This is a genomic window from Paenibacillus residui (assembly GCF_042677205.1).
GTDB lineage: Bacteria > Bacillota > Bacilli > Paenibacillales > NBRC-103111 > Paenibacillus_L > Paenibacillus_L residui.
Window position 1 is genome coordinate 291,158 of record NZ_JBHTIU010000039.1, and the last position, 18,461, is coordinate 309,618.

At 51.3% G+C, this 18,461-nt stretch carries 16 protein-coding genes; 5 read left to right on the plus strand and 11 right to left on the minus strand.

The window, feature by feature from the left end; genetic code table 11:
* Positions 1 to 14: 14 nt before the first annotated feature.
* The 3 genes from ytaF to polA form a co-directional block, all read right to left on the minus strand.
* Positions 15 to 698, minus strand: a complete 684-nt coding sequence (gene ytaF / locus ACFQ03_RS13370) for a sporulation membrane protein YtaF (RefSeq protein WP_379288658.1) — start codon at positions 696 to 698, stop codon at positions 15 to 17.
* A gap of 199 nt (positions 699 to 897) precedes the next feature.
* A complete protein-coding gene (gene mutM, locus ACFQ03_RS13375) occupies positions 898 to 1,746 on the minus strand; it encodes a DNA-formamidopyrimidine glycosylase (RefSeq protein WP_144932128.1) in 849 nt (282 codons plus the stop codon).
* 76 nt (positions 1,747 to 1,822) lie between these two features.
* The gene (polA, locus tag ACFQ03_RS13380) at positions 1,823 to 4,468 is read right to left on the minus strand and encodes a DNA polymerase I (protein ID WP_144932130.1); all 2,646 of its coding nucleotides are present in this window, start codon (positions 4,466 to 4,468) and stop codon (positions 1,823 to 1,825) included.
* A gap of 140 nt (positions 4,469 to 4,608) precedes the next feature.
* On the opposite strand from polA, the gene ACFQ03_RS13385 reads away from it, so the two are divergent.
* Complete coding sequence (locus tag ACFQ03_RS13385) at positions 4,609 to 5,358, plus strand: HAD family hydrolase (protein ID WP_144932132.1); 750 nt, start codon at positions 4,609 to 4,611, stop codon at positions 5,356 to 5,358.
* Between the two features lie 10 nt (positions 5,359 to 5,368).
* Here ACFQ03_RS13385 and phoU read toward each other — a convergent pair whose 3' ends face one another.
* The 5 genes from phoU to ACFQ03_RS13410 form a co-directional block, all read right to left on the minus strand.
* On the minus strand, positions 5,369 to 6,028 hold the full coding sequence (gene phoU / locus ACFQ03_RS13390) for a phosphate signaling complex protein PhoU (protein WP_144932134.1): 660 nt from the start codon (positions 6,026 to 6,028) through the stop codon (positions 5,369 to 5,371).
* 34 nt (positions 6,029 to 6,062) lie between these two features.
* Positions 6,063 to 6,824 carry a phosphate ABC transporter ATP-binding protein PstB gene (gene pstB / locus ACFQ03_RS13395; protein WP_144932136.1) on the minus strand — a complete coding sequence of 254 codons (762 nt, stop codon included), beginning with the start codon at positions 6,822 to 6,824 and terminating at the stop codon, positions 6,063 to 6,065.
* Positions 6,825 to 6,827: 3 nt separating this feature from the next.
* The gene (gene pstA, locus ACFQ03_RS13400) at positions 6,828 to 7,688 is read right to left on the minus strand and encodes a phosphate ABC transporter permease PstA (protein WP_150959528.1); all 861 of its coding nucleotides are present in this window, start codon (positions 7,686 to 7,688) and stop codon (positions 6,828 to 6,830) included.
* Positions 7,685 to 8,527, minus strand: a complete 843-nt coding sequence (gene pstC / locus ACFQ03_RS13405; RefSeq protein WP_144932250.1) for a phosphate ABC transporter permease subunit PstC — start codon at positions 8,525 to 8,527, stop codon at positions 7,685 to 7,687. The genes pstA and pstC overlap by 4 nt, the downstream gene beginning before the upstream one ends.
* Before the next feature lie 544 nt (positions 8,528 to 9,071).
* On the minus strand, positions 9,072 to 9,983 hold the full coding sequence (locus tag ACFQ03_RS13410) for a phosphate ABC transporter substrate-binding protein (protein ID WP_379288662.1): 912 nt from the start codon (positions 9,981 to 9,983) through the stop codon (positions 9,072 to 9,074).
* A 208-nt stretch (positions 9,984 to 10,191) separates the two neighbouring features.
* Between ACFQ03_RS13410 and ACFQ03_RS13415 the strand changes: the two genes are divergently transcribed.
* The 4 genes from ACFQ03_RS13415 to cydS all read left to right on the plus strand — a co-directional run bounded on the left by ACFQ03_RS13415 (position 10,192) and on the right by cydS (position 14,430).
* Complete coding sequence (locus tag ACFQ03_RS13415) at positions 10,192 to 11,469, plus strand: LysM peptidoglycan-binding domain-containing protein (RefSeq protein ID WP_379288664.1); 1,278 nt, start codon at positions 10,192 to 10,194, stop codon at positions 11,467 to 11,469.
* A 488-nt stretch (positions 11,470 to 11,957) separates the two neighbouring features.
* Positions 11,958 to 13,304 (plus strand): cytochrome ubiquinol oxidase subunit I, encoded by a 1,347-nt coding sequence (locus ACFQ03_RS13420; RefSeq protein WP_144932144.1) that lies wholly within the window; start codon positions 11,958 to 11,960, stop codon positions 13,302 to 13,304.
* The gene (locus ACFQ03_RS13425) at positions 13,301 to 14,326 is read left to right on the plus strand and encodes a cytochrome d ubiquinol oxidase subunit II (protein WP_144932146.1); all 1,026 of its coding nucleotides are present in this window, start codon (positions 13,301 to 13,303) and stop codon (positions 14,324 to 14,326) included. Before ACFQ03_RS13420 ends, ACFQ03_RS13425 begins: the two co-directional genes overlap by 4 nt.
* 5 nt (positions 14,327 to 14,331) lie before the next feature.
* Positions 14,332 to 14,430 (plus strand): cytochrome bd oxidase small subunit CydS, encoded by a 99-nt coding sequence (cydS, locus tag ACFQ03_RS13430; RefSeq protein WP_379288667.1) that lies wholly within the window; start codon positions 14,332 to 14,334, stop codon positions 14,428 to 14,430.
* Between the two features lie 129 nt (positions 14,431 to 14,559).
* Here the strand turns inward: cydS and ACFQ03_RS13435 are convergent, their stop codons facing one another.
* The 3 genes from ACFQ03_RS13435 to pnpS all read right to left on the minus strand — a co-directional run bounded on the left by ACFQ03_RS13435 (position 14,560) and on the right by pnpS (position 18,405).
* Entirely contained in the window at positions 14,560 to 15,549 is a 990-nt protein-coding gene (locus ACFQ03_RS13435; protein WP_260981922.1) for a Gfo/Idh/MocA family protein, read from the minus strand.
* 254 nt (positions 15,550 to 15,803) lie between these two features.
* Complete coding sequence (locus tag ACFQ03_RS13440) at positions 15,804 to 16,523, minus strand: response regulator transcription factor (protein ID WP_144932148.1); 720 nt, start codon at positions 16,521 to 16,523, stop codon at positions 15,804 to 15,806.
* A gap of 79 nt (positions 16,524 to 16,602) precedes the next feature.
* Positions 16,603 to 18,405: a two-component system histidine kinase PnpS gene (pnpS, locus tag ACFQ03_RS13445; protein ID WP_144932150.1), complete on the minus strand. Its 1,803-nt coding sequence runs from the start codon at positions 18,403 to 18,405 to the stop codon at positions 16,603 to 16,605.
* Positions 18,406 to 18,461: the final 56 nt, after the last annotated feature.

Genomic DNA, 18,461 nt, shown 5'->3' on the forward strand with positions numbered 1-18,461 from the left:
CCATCTCGGTCTTTTCAAAACAGCTTGGAAATCCCCATCATAATTAAAAAACAACCTGGCAGCAGCGATAATTTCCGCATCCAGCCAAACCCCGCAAAACGCAAGCCCGCATAAAGCCCCGCGGCAATAAACAGACCGCTGGAAATAGCGATAACCGCAGAAGTGACATAAGGATTATAGCCTAATAACGCCGCTCCTATACCCGCCCCGAAAGCGTCCAGAGACAAAGCCAGGCCAAGCAAGGCCGCTTCTGAGGGGGAGATGACCCCGGAACGGTCCAAATCAGCGGCCGAAGGGGTTTTTAAAATTTGGATGACCAGCCCCAACCGTTTGAGTTCAATCCTGACAATGGCTTTATTTACATGGGTAGATGAAGATGCCGCCGGCTCATGCTCCGGTTTTCCGGAATCGGAATTTTCGTTGGACTCGTCTTTTTTGGACAGCATTTGATATAAAGACCAGATTCCAATGCCGATCAGAATGAAGGCTCCTAGCGCACTGGCTGCTGACGGGGAAAATAGCCGGGACAGCAAGCCCCCTATTTGCATGGATAGAAGAATGGTCAACCCGGAGCAAATAGCAATGATTATTATAGAGAAGGCCTGGATTCTGATCCGTCTCAAACCATATGTAATCCCTACACCGAACCCATCCAAGCTTACAGCTAATGCCAATATGATTAATGATGTCGCCATCATCCCTGCATCCCTCCCGTGAAGACCGCCCGCCTGACGGGACCTTTCCTATTCCGGGAATAAAGTCCTCGGTTAGGCGAGTCAGTTTCATCATATGGGAGAAGCCGTTATTCTGTGCATGCCCGGGATACAGGGCCCACTGCATGCTTATCGCAGGAATGGACGGATACCGAAGCGGGAAGCAGGCCCGTCTCCGGTCTGTTTATCGGCGGACTTTGCGCCTTTTTAACGGTTGGCACGAAGGACAGTAATGCGTCCCTCTTCCTCCAAGAACGGTTTTGGCAACAAGCTGTCCGCATTCGTTGCAGGGCATATCCTTACGGCCATAAACATTCAAACTCTGCTGAAACATGCCCATTTCTCCTTGGCCGTTGACATACGATTTGATAGAGGACCCGCCGGCACTCACCGCTTCCTGAAGCGTCTCTATGATCGCTTCATGCAGCCGGAGCAATTCTTTACGTGTGAGGGAATCCGCCGTTCGTTCCGGATGAATACCGGCCCTGAACAAGGCTTCATCCGCATAGATATTGCCTATTCCTGCAATCCGTTCCTGATTCAGCAGCAGCGGCTTGATTTTCGTGGAGCGAGGAGAAATTTGCTCACGGAACGCCTCGAACGTAAACTCGGGACCGAGCGGCTCTAGTCCAAGCTTATGCAAGGGAGGCTGGACAAATTCTTCTCCGGGGGAGAATAAATGCATCGTTCCGAATTGCCGCACATCCTTGTAGCGCAGCTCCGTACCGTCATCAAAATGAAAAATAACATGCGTATGCTTCTCTACCGGTTCATCCGATTGGTAGAGACCATAGCGCCCCTCCATCCGCAAGTGGGAGACGAGAACAAGACCGTCCAGAAGAAAACGGATGAACTTCCCTCTCCGCTCAATATTGTGTATAGACCTTCCCCTCAGAATGGCACAGAACTCATCCGGGTCGGACGGCCGCTGTATAATACGCGCCAAATGGACGCTGACTTCGTTGATGTTCTTTCCTTTAACGAGCTTGTTTAATGTTTGAACTACAGTTTCTACCTCTGGAAGCTCTGGCATCTTGTTCACCTCCGGCCATTCAGTTCTTCACATTACTGAGCATACCTCAACACCGGGGCGATTGCCACCCGGCCGGCTACTTGGCCTCGTACCAGTTCCTTCCGCAGCTTACATCGGCCCGCAGCGGTACGTCCAGATTAATCGCTTTTTCCATCATTTCAGGAACCAGCTGCTTCATAGTCTCCAATTCATTATCAGGCACCTCGAACACCAGCTCGTCATGAACCTGCAGCAGCATGCGGCTGGCCAGCTTCTCCCGCTTCAAGCGGTCGGCGATCTGGACCATGGCCAGCTTGATAATATCCGCTGCCGTCCCTTGGATCGGCGTGTTCATGGCGGTGCGTTCCGCGAAGGAGCGAAGATTGTAGTTGGACGCATTAATTTCCGGCAAATAACGGCGCCTCTGGAGAAGGGTCGTTACGAAGCCGTCCTTGCGGGCTTTCATTACAATCTCTTCCATATATCGGCGAACCCCCTGGAAGACGGAAAAATACTGCTCGATAAACCGGGCCGCTTCCGCTCGGGTAATATCCAAATTTTGCGATAGTCCGTAATCGCTGATTCCATATACAATTCCGAAATTAACGGCCTTCGCAGAGCGGCGCATGTTGGAATCCACGTCTTCCTCAGCAACTCCGAATACGTCCATTGCCGTCTTGGTATGAATGTCCATATTATGATGGAAAGCTTCCATCAGCTTCTCGTCCTGCGAAATATGAGCGAGCACCCGCAGCTCAATCTGCGAGTAGTCGGCCGCGAGAATAGACCAGCCGGGTTCCGACGGAACGAAGACTTTACGGATTTTGCGGCCTTCCTCCAGCCGGATGGGAATGTTCTGCAGGTTCGGGTATTGGCTGCTGAGTCTGCCGGTGGCTGCAATCGTTTGTTTATAATAAGTGTGAATTTTTCCGGTCTGTTCGTTAACTTCTTTTAACAGCCCCTCAATATAAGTTGACTGGAGCTTGGCCAGTTGGCGGTAATTAAGCAAATGCTGCACAATTTCGTGGCGCGAAGCCAGCTTCTCCAGCACTTCCGCATCGGTGGAATAACCGGTTTTCGTTTTTTTGATCACGGGAAGCTGCAGCTTGTCAAACAGAACCTCGCCCAGCTGCTTGGGAGAGTTGATATTGAATTCTCCTCCGGCCAAGTCATAGATGGTCTTCATTAAATCCTGGATGCGCTCATTCAGCTCGACCCCAAGCGTCCTCAGCTCTTCCGAGTGTACGAGAATTCCTTGCTTCTCCATCCCGGCCAGCACGGCGGACAGAGGAAGCTCAAGCTCATGGAACAGCTTGGCCATCTCGCTGTCCTCCAGAGCTTTCTCCAGAACCGGGGTTACCCTGGCGATCACTTCCGCTTTGCGCCCAAGATGGTTATTCAGCGTCTCCGAATCCGGCAGCTTGAATTTAGCCCCCTTGCCGTACACCGCTTCGTCTTCCTTCAGCCCACCGACGGAAAATTTGGAGGCAATAGCGGCTAACGTATGGCTCGCTTCCGTCGGATCCAGCAAATAACCGGCGAGCTGCACGTCGAACGAGCAGCCTCGCAGCTCTATGCCTTGCCAGGACAGCGCCACATCCGCCCGATGCACATCGTACGATGCCACCTTCTTCGAAGGGTCGGACAACCAAGCGCGAATCGGCGCCCCTTCCTCCGACAGAATCACATCGAGAGGAGCATAATAGGCGGTCTCTCCGTCATAGAAGGAAATGCCGACCACTTCCGCATAATGCGGATTGTCCCCGATCACTTCCACATAGATGGCGCTTACCGTCTTCAGCTTGTCCGCGAAGGCAGCGGCGGCTGACGTATCCACCCATTGGCATTCAAGCTCCTCAGCCGGCTCTTCTCCCGCTTCCTCGGCGGTGAAATCCATCTTATCCAGCAAAGATTTGAATTCCAGCTTCTGGAACATAGAAGCGAGTGCTTGTCCCTCGCTTCCGGAGTACGCCATCTCGTCCAAGGTCAACTCCATCGGGACCTCCCGGAAGATGGTGGCCAACTCCTTGCTCATCCGGGCATCCTCCGCATGAGTCTTAACCTTCTCCTGCATCTTGCCCTTCAATTCGTCCGCATGGGCAAGCACTTCTTCCACACTGCCATATTGATGAAGCAGCTTGAGCGCGGTCTTCTCTCCCACACCGGGAATTCCCGGTATATTATCGGAGGAATCGCCCATCAGACCCTTCAAATCAATAATTTGCAGAGGCTTAAGACCGTACTTCTCCTCAATGGCTGCAGGATCGTACAATTCTACCTCGCTTATGCCCTTGCGCGTCAGGGCGATAGTGACCTGCGGGGATGCCAGCTGCAGCATGTCCTTATCCCCGGTAACTACCAGCACGTTAATGCCCTGTTCATCCGCTTGACGGGTCAGGGTTCCGATAATATCGTCCGCTTCGTATCCTTCCAGTTCAAATTGAGTGATTCCGAAGGCTTGGAGCAGCTCTTTGAGCAGGGGAAACTGCTCGGACAGCTCAGGCGGCGTCTTCGCTCTTCCGCCTTTATATTCTTTATAATCTTTATGTCTGAACGTAACCTTGCCGGCATCGAAGGCGACCATGAAATGCGTCGGCTGCTGCTCCTCGATCAATTTGAGCAGCATGGTCGTAAATCCGTAGACGGCATTGGTGTGCAGTCCGCTCGAATTGGTCAACAAGGGTAAAGCGTAGAAAGCGCGGTTGGCAATGCTATTACCATCAATTAATATTAATTTGCTCATGCGCACACACCCCATTATTCATTCTTATTTCATCATAGCATACGATAGACAGGGCATGAAAGCGGCAGGATAAATTAGTTGAAGCCCGCATAGGGATAGAGTGAGCAGTTACAAAATTCGACGCCCGAGGTGAACGTTAATTGAAACGTTTATTTACGCCGGAGAGGAAGAGGGTCATCTTCTTCGATATGAATCAAACCTTGCTTGACCCCGACTCGGCCTATAACGAAAGCTTCATCGAAGTGCTGCAGGAATACACAGACCGTTGGTTTTCCGTTGAGAGAGATGGGATAGCCAGGCAGGCGCTGGCGAAGTTTCACTCCGAATACAAATCGAGAGCCGGCTCCAAAAAACGTACCTCCGCTTCCCGTCTGCAGTTAAGGCAAAGCTCTCTTGCCGCTGCTTTGAAACCGCTCCCTCTCCCTCAGGAGCCATCCTTTATTCAATCCTTGCTGCAGCGGATCGACGCAAGAGCGCAGCAATCGCCCAAGCTGTTTCCGGGAGTTCTCGATACTTTGGAATACTTGGCTCCCCGCTATCGGCTGGCCATCATCAGCAACGGCCGGCGAGAGAAGCAGGAGCGGCATTTAACCGCTCTCGGGCTGGACAAATTTTTCCCTCCCGAACACTTATTCACTTCCCAGCAGAAAGATAAGCGCAAGCCCCATGCGGCTATCTTCGTCCATGCCATGCAGGCTATGAAGGTCACTCCCAAACAGGCGCTTATGGTCGGGAATTCATGGCCCAACGATGTAATCGGTGCGCTCCGTGCCGGTATGGATGCGATCTGGTTAAATCCCGGGCATAAAGACAAAAGCTCCCTCAGAAAAATAGGGAGCAAAAAAGTAGCCGTTATTCGTAAACTCGAACAATTGACAGTGCTGCTGTAATCTGACCGGATTACAAATTGAGATCTTTGCGCTTGCCGGTGACCAGATAAATGACTCCTTCTCCGATATTGGTCGCATGATCGGCTACCCGTTCCAAATAATTGGCGACCAGAAGAAGGTGGATCCATTGCCGGTTCGATGAAGGTTCCTTGCCCAGCATGCCGGTAATTTCCTGGAGCATGGAGCTGTAGATATGGTCGACAACATCATCCTGCTCGGCCAGGGCGGCCGCACGCTGGATATCTCTCTCGGTAAAGGCCAGCAAGCTGTCCTTGACCATCCCCATGGCGGCTTCGGCCATCCTTGGAATGTCGACGAGCGGTTTGACCAGCTTCTCACCGGACAATCGAAGCGTAACCTTGGCGATATCGACCGCATGATCGGCAATCCGTTCCAAATCGATGGCGATCTTCAGCGTCATGCCAATAATTCTTAAATCCGTAGCCATAGGCTGCTGCAGGGCGATAAGCCGTAAACAGCGCTCTTCAATTCTCATCATCATATCATCGATCGAATCGTCGCGGCTCACAGTCTCCTTCGCTTTCCGCTCATCCAGATCGGTCAAGGATTGAACAGCCTGTTGGATCTGCTGCTCGACCTCGTTTCCCATCTTCATCAGATATCGCTGCAATTCAGCCAACGATTGCCGGTAATTCGGGCGAGTATCCATTTCTTCTCCCTCCTAAATTTCCTCCGCCGGTCCTTTAGCCGAATCGGCCAGTGATATAATCTTCCGTACGCTGATCTCCCGGGGCCGTAAACATTTTGTCGGTTTTGTCCGTCTCCACCAAATACCCGTTCAGGAAAAATGAAGTATAATCGGAAATCCGGGCGGCCTGCTGCATGTTGTGAGTAACAATGATAATGGTGTACCGTTCTTTCAGATTTTGCGTCAATTCTTCCACCTTCAAGGTGGAAATCGGATCGAGGGCCGAGGTCGGCTCATCCATCAACAGAACGTCCGGTTCCACTGCCAGCAGACGGGCAATGCACAGCCTCTGCTGCTGTCCTCCGGACAAGCCCAGCGCGGATTTGTGCAAACGGTCCTTGACCTCATCCCATAGAGCCGCCTGCTTCAGACTGCGCTCCACAATTTCGTTAAGGACAGCCTTCTTCTTCGTTCCGTGAATTCGCGGTCCATAAGCCACATTATCAAATATGCTCATGGGAAAAGGATTCGGCCGCTGGAAAACCATCCCCACCCGCTTGCGCAAGGAGACGACATCGGTGTCCGGCGAGTAAATATTACGGCCGTCAACCTTGACTTCCCCGGTTATTTTGACGCCCTCAATAAGGTCGTTCATCCGGTTCAGCGTCCGCAGGAAGGTGGATTTCCCGCAGCCGGAAGGCCCGATCAAGGCACAAATCGAATTTTCCGGAATGTTCATTTCAATATCGTACAAAGCCTGGTTTGTTCCATAATGCAAATTTAATCGTTCCACTTTGATTTTCTCTGTTTGACCCACCGGTTATTTCCCTCCTGACAGCCTTTTTTGCAGTATTCGGCTTGGAATGGCTATGAGCAAATTAAATACCAATACGATAATTACGAGCAGTGCGGCGCTCGCTTTAGCTATTTCTTTAGCATCCGGAGCGAGCGAGCTGGAACCGGAATACCACAGATGAAGCGCCAAGGTTTCCCCCATCACCAACGGGTTGAAATCGGGAAAGGTTCGCGAAACCGACAGCCCCGCTGTATAGATCAATAACGCGGTTTCCCCAAGCGCCCGGCCCGATACAAGGGTAATCCCGGTTATAAGCCCGGGCAGGGAAGCCGGGATAAGCACCTTGCGGATCGCCTGCCAGCGTGTGGAGCCTAACGCCAGCGAGGCTTCCCAGTAGGATTCCGGGACGGAACGAATGGCTTCCTCCGTCACCCGCACCAATACGGGAAGGTTCAGCAGCGACAGGGTAAGCGCCCCCGCCAGGATGGAAAATTTCAGACCCATCAGGCTGACGAACAACAGCGCCCCGAACAGCCCGAAGACTATCGACGGAACAGAGGACAGTGCCTCGACGGATATGCGGACCAGCTCCGTAAATTTATTTTTCTTAGCGTATACGGCCAGGTATATTCCGGCTCCGACCCCAATCGGGAGCGAGAACGCCAGAGACAGGAACAGAATGTAGAACGAGTTGAACAACTGGGGACCTACTCCCCCTCCCGCCGTCATTTCCGAAGGCTTGCCGGTCACGAAGCTCCAGGAAATATGAGGCAGCCCGTCACCCAGAATCCGAATCAGAAACCAGGCCAGAATGGCAACGATCACGATCCCCATCACCCAAAAATAGACGGTCGCAATACGATCGGTTGTTTTGCTAAGCTTCAACGCAGTTCACTCCTTTTGGCGACGACTCGGATAATGATGATCAGCAGCATGGAAATGACGAGCAGGACCAGCGCCATCATATAGAGCGCGTTGTTCCAGGCCGTGCCGTAGAACGTGTTGCCCATATCTTTTACAATCGCGGTCGTCAATACGGTTGTGGAATCGAGCAGCGATCCGGGCATTTTAGGCGAGTTACCGATGACCATGAAGACAGCCATAGTTTCTCCGATAGCCCGCCCCATTCCGAGAATAATGGCAGTCAGTATCCCCGGCCTGGCTGCGGGAAGCAGCACCTTCCAGATGGTTTGCCAGCGGGTGGCTCCCAGCGCCAGGGACGCCTCTTCCAGCCTGCCCGGCAAGCTGCGGATAGCATCCTCGGAGATGGATAGAATAGTAGGAAGGATCATGACGGCCAGAATAATAGCTGCAGGCAGTATACCGTATCCCGCACCTCCGAACGTTTTGCCCAGGAAAGGAACGAGCACCGTCAGTCCGATCAGTCCGTATACGACCGATGGAATTCCGACGAACAAGTCGGCTGCCGGCCTCATCAGTTCCCTCATCCATTTCGGAGCGATCTTGGCCATGAACACCGCTCCTGACAAGGCAATCGGCACGGACAGGATGACCGACAGCAGAGTCAACAGCAAGGTGCTGAACAGGAAGGACAGAATACCGAACTTGGGAGTATCCGATAACGGACTCCAGTCCGTAGACAGAAAAAGCTGTGCGAAAGAGACATCTTTAAACACCTGTGTTCCTTGAAAGCCTACGAACAATATAATTGAAAAAATGATAACGGAGACTAAAGAAGCGCTAACGATAAACAGCCACCTCATCACCGTGTCCTTACTGTTCTGGTTATGGGTCCAGCGAGCCGTGCCGCCGCTCTCCGGTGCAACGGACTTAACCTCCTCCAACTTGTCCTCTATTTTGTAAGCCAAATGATAATCCCCCTTCGTACATCTCGATCAGATGTCCCGGCAAATCTTTTTTTCAAGTAATTTCATCATAAGGGAACTATGTTAGAGGAGAATCAAGCTTTTGTTAACGCATTGTAAAAATGAGCCCCAACCCTCTCTTTGTTTCGCCGCTGCCCTTCAATCTTTATGAAATATATAAAAAAAAGCTTCCAACGTATCCCTATAATCCCCCACAAAGTGACGCGCAGCCTTCGAAGCTTATTCCGGGTACTTTGCGGGGAGCCCTGTAAAATATCCCACAAAATGACGCATGGCCTTCGAAGCGTATTCCGGTACTTTGCGGGGAGCCCCGAACTTTAAAAAAGGCTGCCATAACAGGAATTGCTCCTTCATCAAAACAGCCAAACGATCCTTCACAAGAGAAGAACCGTTTGGCCTGAAAGTTTCGGAATGATCGCTATTATTTCAACAGGTTGGCCGGCAGAAATCCAAGCTTCTCCACCTTTTCATTCTGGAATTCATCGCTCATGATATAATCCAGGAAGGCTTTCGTGGCTCCTTCCGGCTGTCCTTTCGTATACATGTGCTCCTCTCCATAAAGCTTATAGGTGCCGTCCTTGATAGTCTCTTTGGAAAACGCGACACCGTCGATTTTCAGAGCCTTGACCTGATCGTTCAAGTAAGGTGTATCAACATAGCCGATAGACGCTTCGGTCGAAGCAACCGCTTCTACGACCGTCTTGCTGGAATCCTGGGTAACTCCCTCTTTGGAAAATTCCTGCCCGTCGAGAATCAGCTTGCGAATGATTTTACGGGAACCGGAGCTGTCCTGACGGTGAACGAGCACGATTGGCTTGTCCTCCCCGCCAACTTCCTTCCAGTTCGTGATTTTCCCCATGTAAATGTCCGCCGCCTGCTGCTTCGTCAAATTGTCGACCGTTACGTCCTTATGAACAATAAGTGCGAACGGAGCGATCGCTACGATATGATCTACCAGAATATCTTTATACTGCTCGTCGGCCTCTACGTCCGAATTTCCGATATGCGACGTTCCGTCCGCCACATTCTTGACTCCGGTTCCGGAACCTCCGCCGGTCACGTTGATGGTTACCTTCTCATGCTTCGCCATAAAATCTTCCGCCGCTTGCTTAACGAGGGGCAGGAGAGCCGTTGATCCGGAGGAAGTCACCATGCCGCTGATTTCCGGATTTTTATCCGGCTCATTCGCTTGTGCCGTTGCCGTCGGGGATGGGCTTGGATTCGCTCCCGCGTTACCCGCCGGTTCTTTGCCGCCGCATCCGGCCAATAATCCTACTGCCAGGACGGCAGATAAAGCCAAGCTTAAACCTTTTTTCGTCACCTTTTTAAACATTCATGAGTCCTCCCTTTTTAAAAATGCTCTTCGTTCTTAACAATTCCATCGTAACAACGGTTTGTTAATGGAAAACAATCGTTTCGTTAAGCGAATGTAAAATCTTCTGGCAAGCCCAAATGGGCGGGCGATTGAACCAGTTCATGAATTCGCACATATAATGGCCTATATTTAAAAAACAAACAGAAATGATTGGGAGGATCGATTCATGAGTGCTTCATTTGAGTCATCGACGACACAAGGTTTTGACGAAAGACAGTTTTTCCCGTTTTTCAGTCCGTTCTTTTTTCCGCGCCGCTTCTTTCCATTCTTCTTCCTGACCCCGTTCTTCTTCCCGTTTTTCCGTGAGGACGATGAGAGGAATGAAAGCTTCTACACTCAGCATATGTGTGAGGACGGAGACACCTTAGGAAGGCTGGCGGAAACCTACAACGTTCCGGCACAAATCATTAGCACGATGAACCCTCATCTTAAAGGTTCACAGACTTTAAGCGCCGGTCAGGTCGTAGGCATCCCCAAACTTCACAGCATGCATACCGAGACATTATATAAGGAACAAACGGCACCGTACTCGGCGATGTCCAACGCACCTGCACAGGTGATGCCTTATCAGGCGGCGCCGAATATCGGTCCGCTGCAAACCGGCGGGAAGTCCAAATCCCCGGGTTATCCCGGACTTCATGGCCTTGCCGAAGAGGGAGGCTTCCATCCTTATTCGATGCCCTATGAAACATATGGTGCGCCTGGATACACCCCTACCATAATGCCGTATGGTCAAGAGCCGGATGATTTCGGCCATCACAATGTGATGCCGTTCTCCGCTAACATGCAGGCCGCCGGCCAGCCCAATATCATGCCGTTCTCCGCTAACATGCAGGCCGCCGGCCAACCCAATGTCATGCCGTTCTCCGCTAACATGCAGGCGGCAGGTCAGCCCAATGTCATGCCGTTCTCCGCTAATATGCAGGCCGCAGGTCAGCCCAATGTCATGCCGTTCTCCGCTAATATGCAGGCCGCAGGTCAGCCCAATGTCATGCCGTTCTCCGCTAATATGCAGGCCGCAGGTCAGCCCAATGTCATGCCGTTCTCCGCTAACATGCAGGCTACTGGTCAGCCCAATGTGATGCCGTTCTCCGCTAACATGCAGGCTGCCGGCCAATCCAATGTGAAGCCTTACTCGGCTAACATGCAGGCCGCAGGACTGCCCCATTTCATGCCGTACGAGGCTAACGTGCAGGCCGCAGGACTGCCCCATTTCATGCCGTACGAGGCTAACATGCAGGCCGCAGGATTGCCCAATTTCATGCCGTACGAGGCTAACATGCAGGCCGCAGGACTGCCAAACGTTATGCCCTACGGACTTGGCGCCCATGCGGAATCCAAATCCGGTAAAACGGCCTTTGGATTGGGCGAGGAAGAAATTTCATCGTTCCAGCCTTTCGGCACCCCTACAATTTACGAATCCGACAAAAAACGTTCGGAATAAGCGTTTATAAATCGAGTGTCAATAAACGGCCTGCAATCTTCGCATGCACTGACAAAAGCAAAGAAGCCAAAGGTTTCCCCCGGCTTCTTTGCTTTTCCTTGTTCCCGTACATCTGGTGGAACCGACCGACTATTTCTGTTGCGCCTATGGACAAGTACCCGTCTCCAGTGAAGACATTCCCCGGCATCAATGACACTTGCCAATCTGCTTCCGAATACCTGTGTCACCAAGCTGCCATGCAATATTCATCAGTTTGTAAACAAGTTGACATGAACTCCTCACAATATATGTGAAAAAGATCACACTTTTCAGCTTAATATATAGATAAGAGGATTAATTCTGGCTAATGGAAAGGAAGAAGCCGAATGAACCATTATAAAAAACAGGAAAAAAAGCTGATCGTACTGTGCATCATCACCGCTTCCGTTATGCTGCTGGCCTTATTGAGAAGATTATTCTGACCCTGACGGGAGAAAGGAGTTCACGCCATGTTTGCAAATGATCCGGCTTTATACAGCAGAATTCTTACGGCTTTAACACTCGGTTTCCATATTATATTCGCAACGGTCGGCGTCGGGGTGCCTCTCATGATCGCTCTTGCCGAGTGGACGGGCATCCGCCGCAAGGACCCCCATTATATTTTACTTGCCAGACGCTGGGCCCGGGGATTTGTCATTACGGTAGCGATCGGCGTTGTAACCGGAACAGCTATCGGGCTGCAACTGAGCTTGCTGTGGCCGAGCTTCATGCAGGTTGCCGGCCAGGTTATTTCTTTGCCGTTGTTCATGGAGACATTTGCTTTCTTCTTTGAAGCGATTTTCTTAGGAATTTATCTGTATACATGGGACAGGTTCAAATCCCGCTTCACTCATTTCCTGCTCGTCATTCCGGTTGTCATCGGTTCTTCTGCTTCGGCTTTCTTTATCACGACCGTCAATTCGTTCATGAATACACCGCAAGGGTTTACGCTTCAAGACAACAAGCTTGTGGACATTCAGCCGTTGGCGGCCATGTTCAATCCGGCCACACCGACTAAGGTCTCCCATGTCCTGTCGTCCGCCTATATGACCAGCGCTTTTATTCTCGCTGCGATAGCGGCTTTCTCCCTGTTGAAGAAACGGGATCACGTCTACTATAAAAAAGCATTAAATCTGACGATGACAGCGGCGTTTATTTTCTCCATTTCGACGGCGGTGATCGGTGATTTCTCAGGTAAATTTCTCGCCAAATACCAGCCGGAGAAGCTCGCTGCGGCCGAATGGCATTTTGAAACTATCGAAAAGGCTCCCCTCATATTAGGGGGTATTCTCACGGAAGATAATCAGGTCAAATACGCCATTGAGATTCCTTATGCTCTCAGCATACTGGCTCATGGCATGCCGAACACCGAAGTGATCGGCTTGAACGATTTTCCGGAAGACGAGCGCCCGCCGCTCTATATTCACTATTTGTTCGACGGAATGGTTATGATCGGCGTCTTCCTCGCCTTGATCTCCTGCGTTTATATGGTTCTGCAGTACAAAAAATCGTGGAACCCGCATCGCCGTACCTTGCTGAGGCTCATCGTGGCCAGCGGCCCGTTAGCCATCCTGGCTATCGAATTCGGCTGGATCTTCGCGGAAGTCGGACGTCAGCCCTGGATCTTGCGAGGATATATGAAAACGGTGGAAGGAGCTACGACATCCGAGCACGTAGGAACTATGCTTATATTGTTCAGCTTATTGTATCTTGTACTGGCTATAACCTGCATTAAGGTGCTGAGAAAGCTGTTCCGCAACCACCCGGCTGAGAAAGAGCTGGAGGAGGGCGCGGCAGAAGGAGGTTATCTTCAATGAGCTACGAAGTTGTAGGGATAACCGTTTTGTGGATTTTTTTGTTCGGATATCTGATCGTGGCTTCCATCGATTTCGGGGCCGGCTTCTTCAGCTATTCCAGTATGATTACGGGCAAGAGGCATATTATCCAAGGGGTTATTGAACGCTATTTATCTCCCGTATGGGAAGTCACCAATGTGTTTCTCGTCTTTTTCTTCGTTGGCATTATCGGTTTTTTCCCGGACACGGCTTATTATTTCGGAACGGCTCTGCTGCTTCCGGGAAGCATCGCGATTATTCTGCTGGCCATTCGCGGATCTTATTACGCCTTCGGCACCTACGGAGCCAGGAACAGCCGGATTTACGCCTTTCTCTATGGCGCTACGGGGCTTCTTATCCCGGCCTCGCTTTCGACCGTGCTGACGATCTCCGAGGGAGGCTATATCTCCGTAGTCGACGGAAAAATTACTTTCCTGTACAACAAGCTGTTCCTGAGCCCTTATTCATGGGCCGTCGTGATGCTGGCCATCGTCAGCGTCTTGTATATCTCGGCAACATTCCTGACCTATTATGCTTCCAGAGCGAAGGATGATGCCGCTCTCGGCATCCTGCGTAAATATGCCCTTGCCTGGAGCATGCCGACGATACTTGCCAGCCTGTTCGTTTTCTTCTTTATCAGCCAACACAATCCGGAGCATTTTAACAGAATGGTCGATCTGTCGTGGATGTTCGTCCTATCGTTCCTTTGTTTTCTCGTCGTTTTCTTCTTTCTGTGGAAAGGGCGCAGGTATGGAACGGCATTTATCTTTGTCATCCTGCAATACGCCTTCGCTTTCTTCGGATACGGGGCGGCCCACTTGCCTTACCTGTTGTATCCGTACATTACGATTTACGACGGATTTACTAACGAAACGATGGCCATTGCCTTGATTGTCGCCTTCATTGCCGGATTGGTTCTGCTGATTCCTTCGTTGTTCCTGATCATGCGGTTGTTTCTGTTCGACAGCAAATATGTGCAAGGAAAAACCTCGAAGAAAGGATGATTGGGATGGACTTCTTTCTAATCATGATCGCGCCTCCTCTGGTGATTGTCATTTCTATTATCATCTTGTTTCTCTGGGGGCCGCATTTTAAACCTAAAGAATAAGTAACTGCAGAAAAACCGGCCTTAGCCTGACGGCAGGGCCGGTTTATTATTTTGAGTTTATAGTGTCGTATCAAGTGCATGTGCTCCCAAATCGATTAACGCGCCGCGCCGCTTCCTGTTAAGCCGACATCATTTAGCGGTATCGTTAAGGTAAATGCGGGTCCGCTCCTCATTGGCACGAAATAATGCATCCATAATCGTCATTTGCTGGATGGCGTCCTCGACGGAATAAGGAACGGGACGGCCGTTCAATATGGCATCGGCAAAGCCTTGGACCTGATGGACATAAGGCTGAATCCTGTCCGAAGTCCACTGGCGTTCCATACCGGAATACTCCGCTGTCAGAGTGACGCTCTCCGGTTGAACGCGGGAATTCAACGATAGTCTTCCCCTCGTTCCATACAGCTCGAAGCCGGAGCCGTTGGCCATATCGAAGGCAGCGCTGCAATGGGCGACTCTCCCGTCGGGATAATACAAGGTGCCGATAAAACGGGTATCCACTCCGGTAGAAGACATGACCATATGACATTCAACCGCTTCCGGCTCTGCCCCCATCAGAAAGCGGCTCCAAGCTATCGGATAGCAGCCTATGTCATACAAAGCGCCTCCGCCCCATTCGCGCACCCAACGGGTGCTGTCCGACGGAGCCATAAATGAGAAATGGCTGCACATCATTCCGAGATCGCCGATAACTCCTTCTTCAAGCAAAGCTTTGACACCATGATATGCTTCCTGAAATCGCCAAGAATGCGCTTCCATAATCTGCACTCCGTTAGCTTTGGCGGTGTCGGCGACTTCCTTCGCTTCCCGTGCATTTAGCGTGAACGGCTTCTCCAGCAGCACGTGCTTCCCCGCTTGCAGCGCATCAATCGCCCATTCTTTATGTAGATGATTTAATAAAGCAATATAGACCGCATCAATGTCCGGATCTTCGATCAATTCCCGGTAGCTGTTGTACCGGTGTTCGAGCCCGTATTTCTCCGCGGCCTCCCGCCCCGTTTCAGCATGGCGTCCGGCTATGCCTAACCATTCGCTATTCGCGGCCTTGTGAATGGCCACTCCCGCCTTGGAAATAATCTTACCGGTTCCCAGTACACCCCATCGCAATTTACGCATCATCACGGCCTCCTCTATTTAAAAATACCTTCAACCATGATCTTGCCTGCATCTCTTAATAGATCCATCCCATTGCGGGCATAACATAAGCCCATACAGTGACGTATGCCTTCGCAGCTTATTCCGTCCGCACTCCAACGGATTCGGAGTTTAAAAATGGAACATTTCTCCAATAACGTGGTAAATTAAGTGTACTTATGCTATTATTATCGGCCTCGCTTCTTGGAGAAGTTCGTCAGTACTTTGTGTGGAAATACTCAGTGGGTCTTCTCTTTTCGGGCGACTAATTTATAGCCGACACCGCGAATGGATTCAATCTGTACCGATTGCTGATTCATCTCAAGCTTCTTGCGCAAGGAGCTGACATGGACGTCAACCGTTCGCTGTCCTCCGATGTAATCGAAGCCCCATACGGCATTCATCAGATCATCGCGGGTAATGACGACCCCCGGCCTCTGCACCAAATACAGCAGCACTTCGAATTCCTTCGGACGAAGGGTGATAGGCTCCCCGTGCAGGACCACCTCATATTTCTCCGGGTAGATGGCCAACTCTCCCACGCGGATTATCTTCTCCCCGTTATTTTCCTGGCTGACGCCGGAGCCCTCATTCCCGGTCCTCCGCAGCACAGCTGACACCCTGGCCAATAGCTCCGCGACTCCGAAAGGCTTCGTAATGTAATCGTCCGCGCCATACTTCAGGCCCTGAACAACCTCTTCTTCCGCGTTGCGGGCGGTCAATATGATGATCGGCGTACGAATTCCGTGCTGGCGAAGCCTGGACAAAATTTCGAAGCCGTTCATCCCCGGCAGCATAATATCGAGGACGATCAAATCATGCAAACCGTGCAGCGCTGTCCTCAACCCTTCACTGCCGTGGTCCGCCAATTGAACCTCATAGCCTTCCTGCGACAGATTGTAGGACAGCAGTCTGGCCAGCGTGGGTTCATCTTCTATGATTAATATTTTATGAGTCATTCCAGAACCCATCCCCCATTCGTCAAACGTCCAACTGATTCCATTATAGCTTGAACGGCATTGTTTTGTTAAGCCGGGTTCAGGAATCATGAATAACCGGCAGCTCGATAGTAAACCGGGAGCCAAGTCCCGCATCGCTTTCTACGGAAATCGTCCCCTTATGAAGCTCGACCAAATGCTTGACAATGGACAGCCCCAACCCGGTACCTCCCGAGCTTCTCGAACGGGCCTTATCTACCCGGTAGAAGCGTTCGAAGATGCGGGGAAGGTCTTTTTTCGGAATGCCGATTCCGGTATCGCTTATCGTTATTCTTACCCGTTCATAGCTTTCGGGACCCTCTTCCTGTTCAACGGGCTCGACGTCTATTCTGACCCTTCCCCCTTCCGGGGTGTAATTAATCCCGTTAGACAGAAGATTGATCATGATCTGTCTCAGCCTGTCTTCATCCGCCTCCAGGAACAAGTTCGGCGGAACCGAGGATTCGAGGCGAATCCCCCTTTTGTCCGCTTCCGCACTGACGACATGAACAGTCTGCTCCACAAAATGCTCCATCTCAATGGGAGAGAACTGCAGCGGAATCCGTCGTGACTCGATTTTGGACAATTCGAGAATATCGCCGATCAACCGGTTAAGGCGTTCGCTCTCATCATAGATAATCTGCAGGAACGACTTGGCCGTCTCTTTATCATCCATGGCTCCCGCCAGCAGTGTTTCGGCAAAGCCTTTGACCGCGGCGACCGGTGTTTTCAATTCATGGGAAACGTTGGCGACAAATTCGCTCCGCATCCGTTCCAGCCTGCGGACCGCAGTCATGTTATGCAGCACGATGAGAATTCCGGACCATTCTTCGTCGTTCCGCGCCATCGGACTGATATTCGCCTCCAAAATCCGCTCCTCTGGAAAATAGACGATCATTTCATCATGAATCGGGTCATGAGTTTCCAAGCATTCCCGGATCATCTGCTTCAGCTCGAACGGCAGCTTGGCTTCGGTATATACCGTGCCTCGCAGCTCTTCCGCCGCGAATCCGAGAATATCCTCCACCGCACGGTTCAACAGCACGATTTTGCCGCTTAGATCGGCCATCATCACCCCGCTCGGCATGTTGTCCAGAACGCTCTTCAGGCGGCTTTCATTCTCTTGAATCCGGTGAACCTGCCTCTGCAGACTGTCCGCCATCGTGTTGATGGCGCGGCCCAGCATTCCAATCTCGTCATTGCGGGTGACGGTTACCCGGGATCGGGCATCACGGTGCGAGATTTGCTGCGCTACCCTGATAATCTTCTCCAAAGGTCTGGTCATATTATGAGCCAATCGATAGGAGATCACACCTGCCAATAGAAACAATACGGCCAGACCGCCGCCCAAGAATAACCATAGCTTGCGCAGGGAGGATTCGACAACGCTCAAATCTCTGGCCATCCGGATATACCCGAAAGGCTGATCCGAAGCATCGCTCGCAATGACCACGTACAGCATATTATGGCCTAAAGTATCGCTGTAGCGGATAGAATGTCCCGAGCCGGATCGGATCGCCTCCTGCACCTCTTCCCGGTCCAGATGGTTATCCATGGTCAAGGGATCGTGATCCGAGTCCCCCAACACCCGGCCGTCCGCCCGAATGACCGTAATCCGGGCATCCGCCGACTGCTTGAGCTGGCTGATCCGCTCGTTGTATAGCCGTATCAATTCCTCATCCGTCCCCGAAGCCACCCAATCAAAGGTCGACACGATGAGATGCAGCTCTCTCTCCATATTTTCACGCTGGGCTTGAATATAGGTGTTTTCCTGCAGCTTGGCAGCCAGAATTCCCGCTGCCGTTACCGACAAGCCAATCATAATGATAAAAATAACCGTCAATCGGGTTCTGAATTTATTCATCTCTTCGTTCCTCCGCGCAAGATGGCTGTCCATGACTAGATAGCTTTATCGTAACC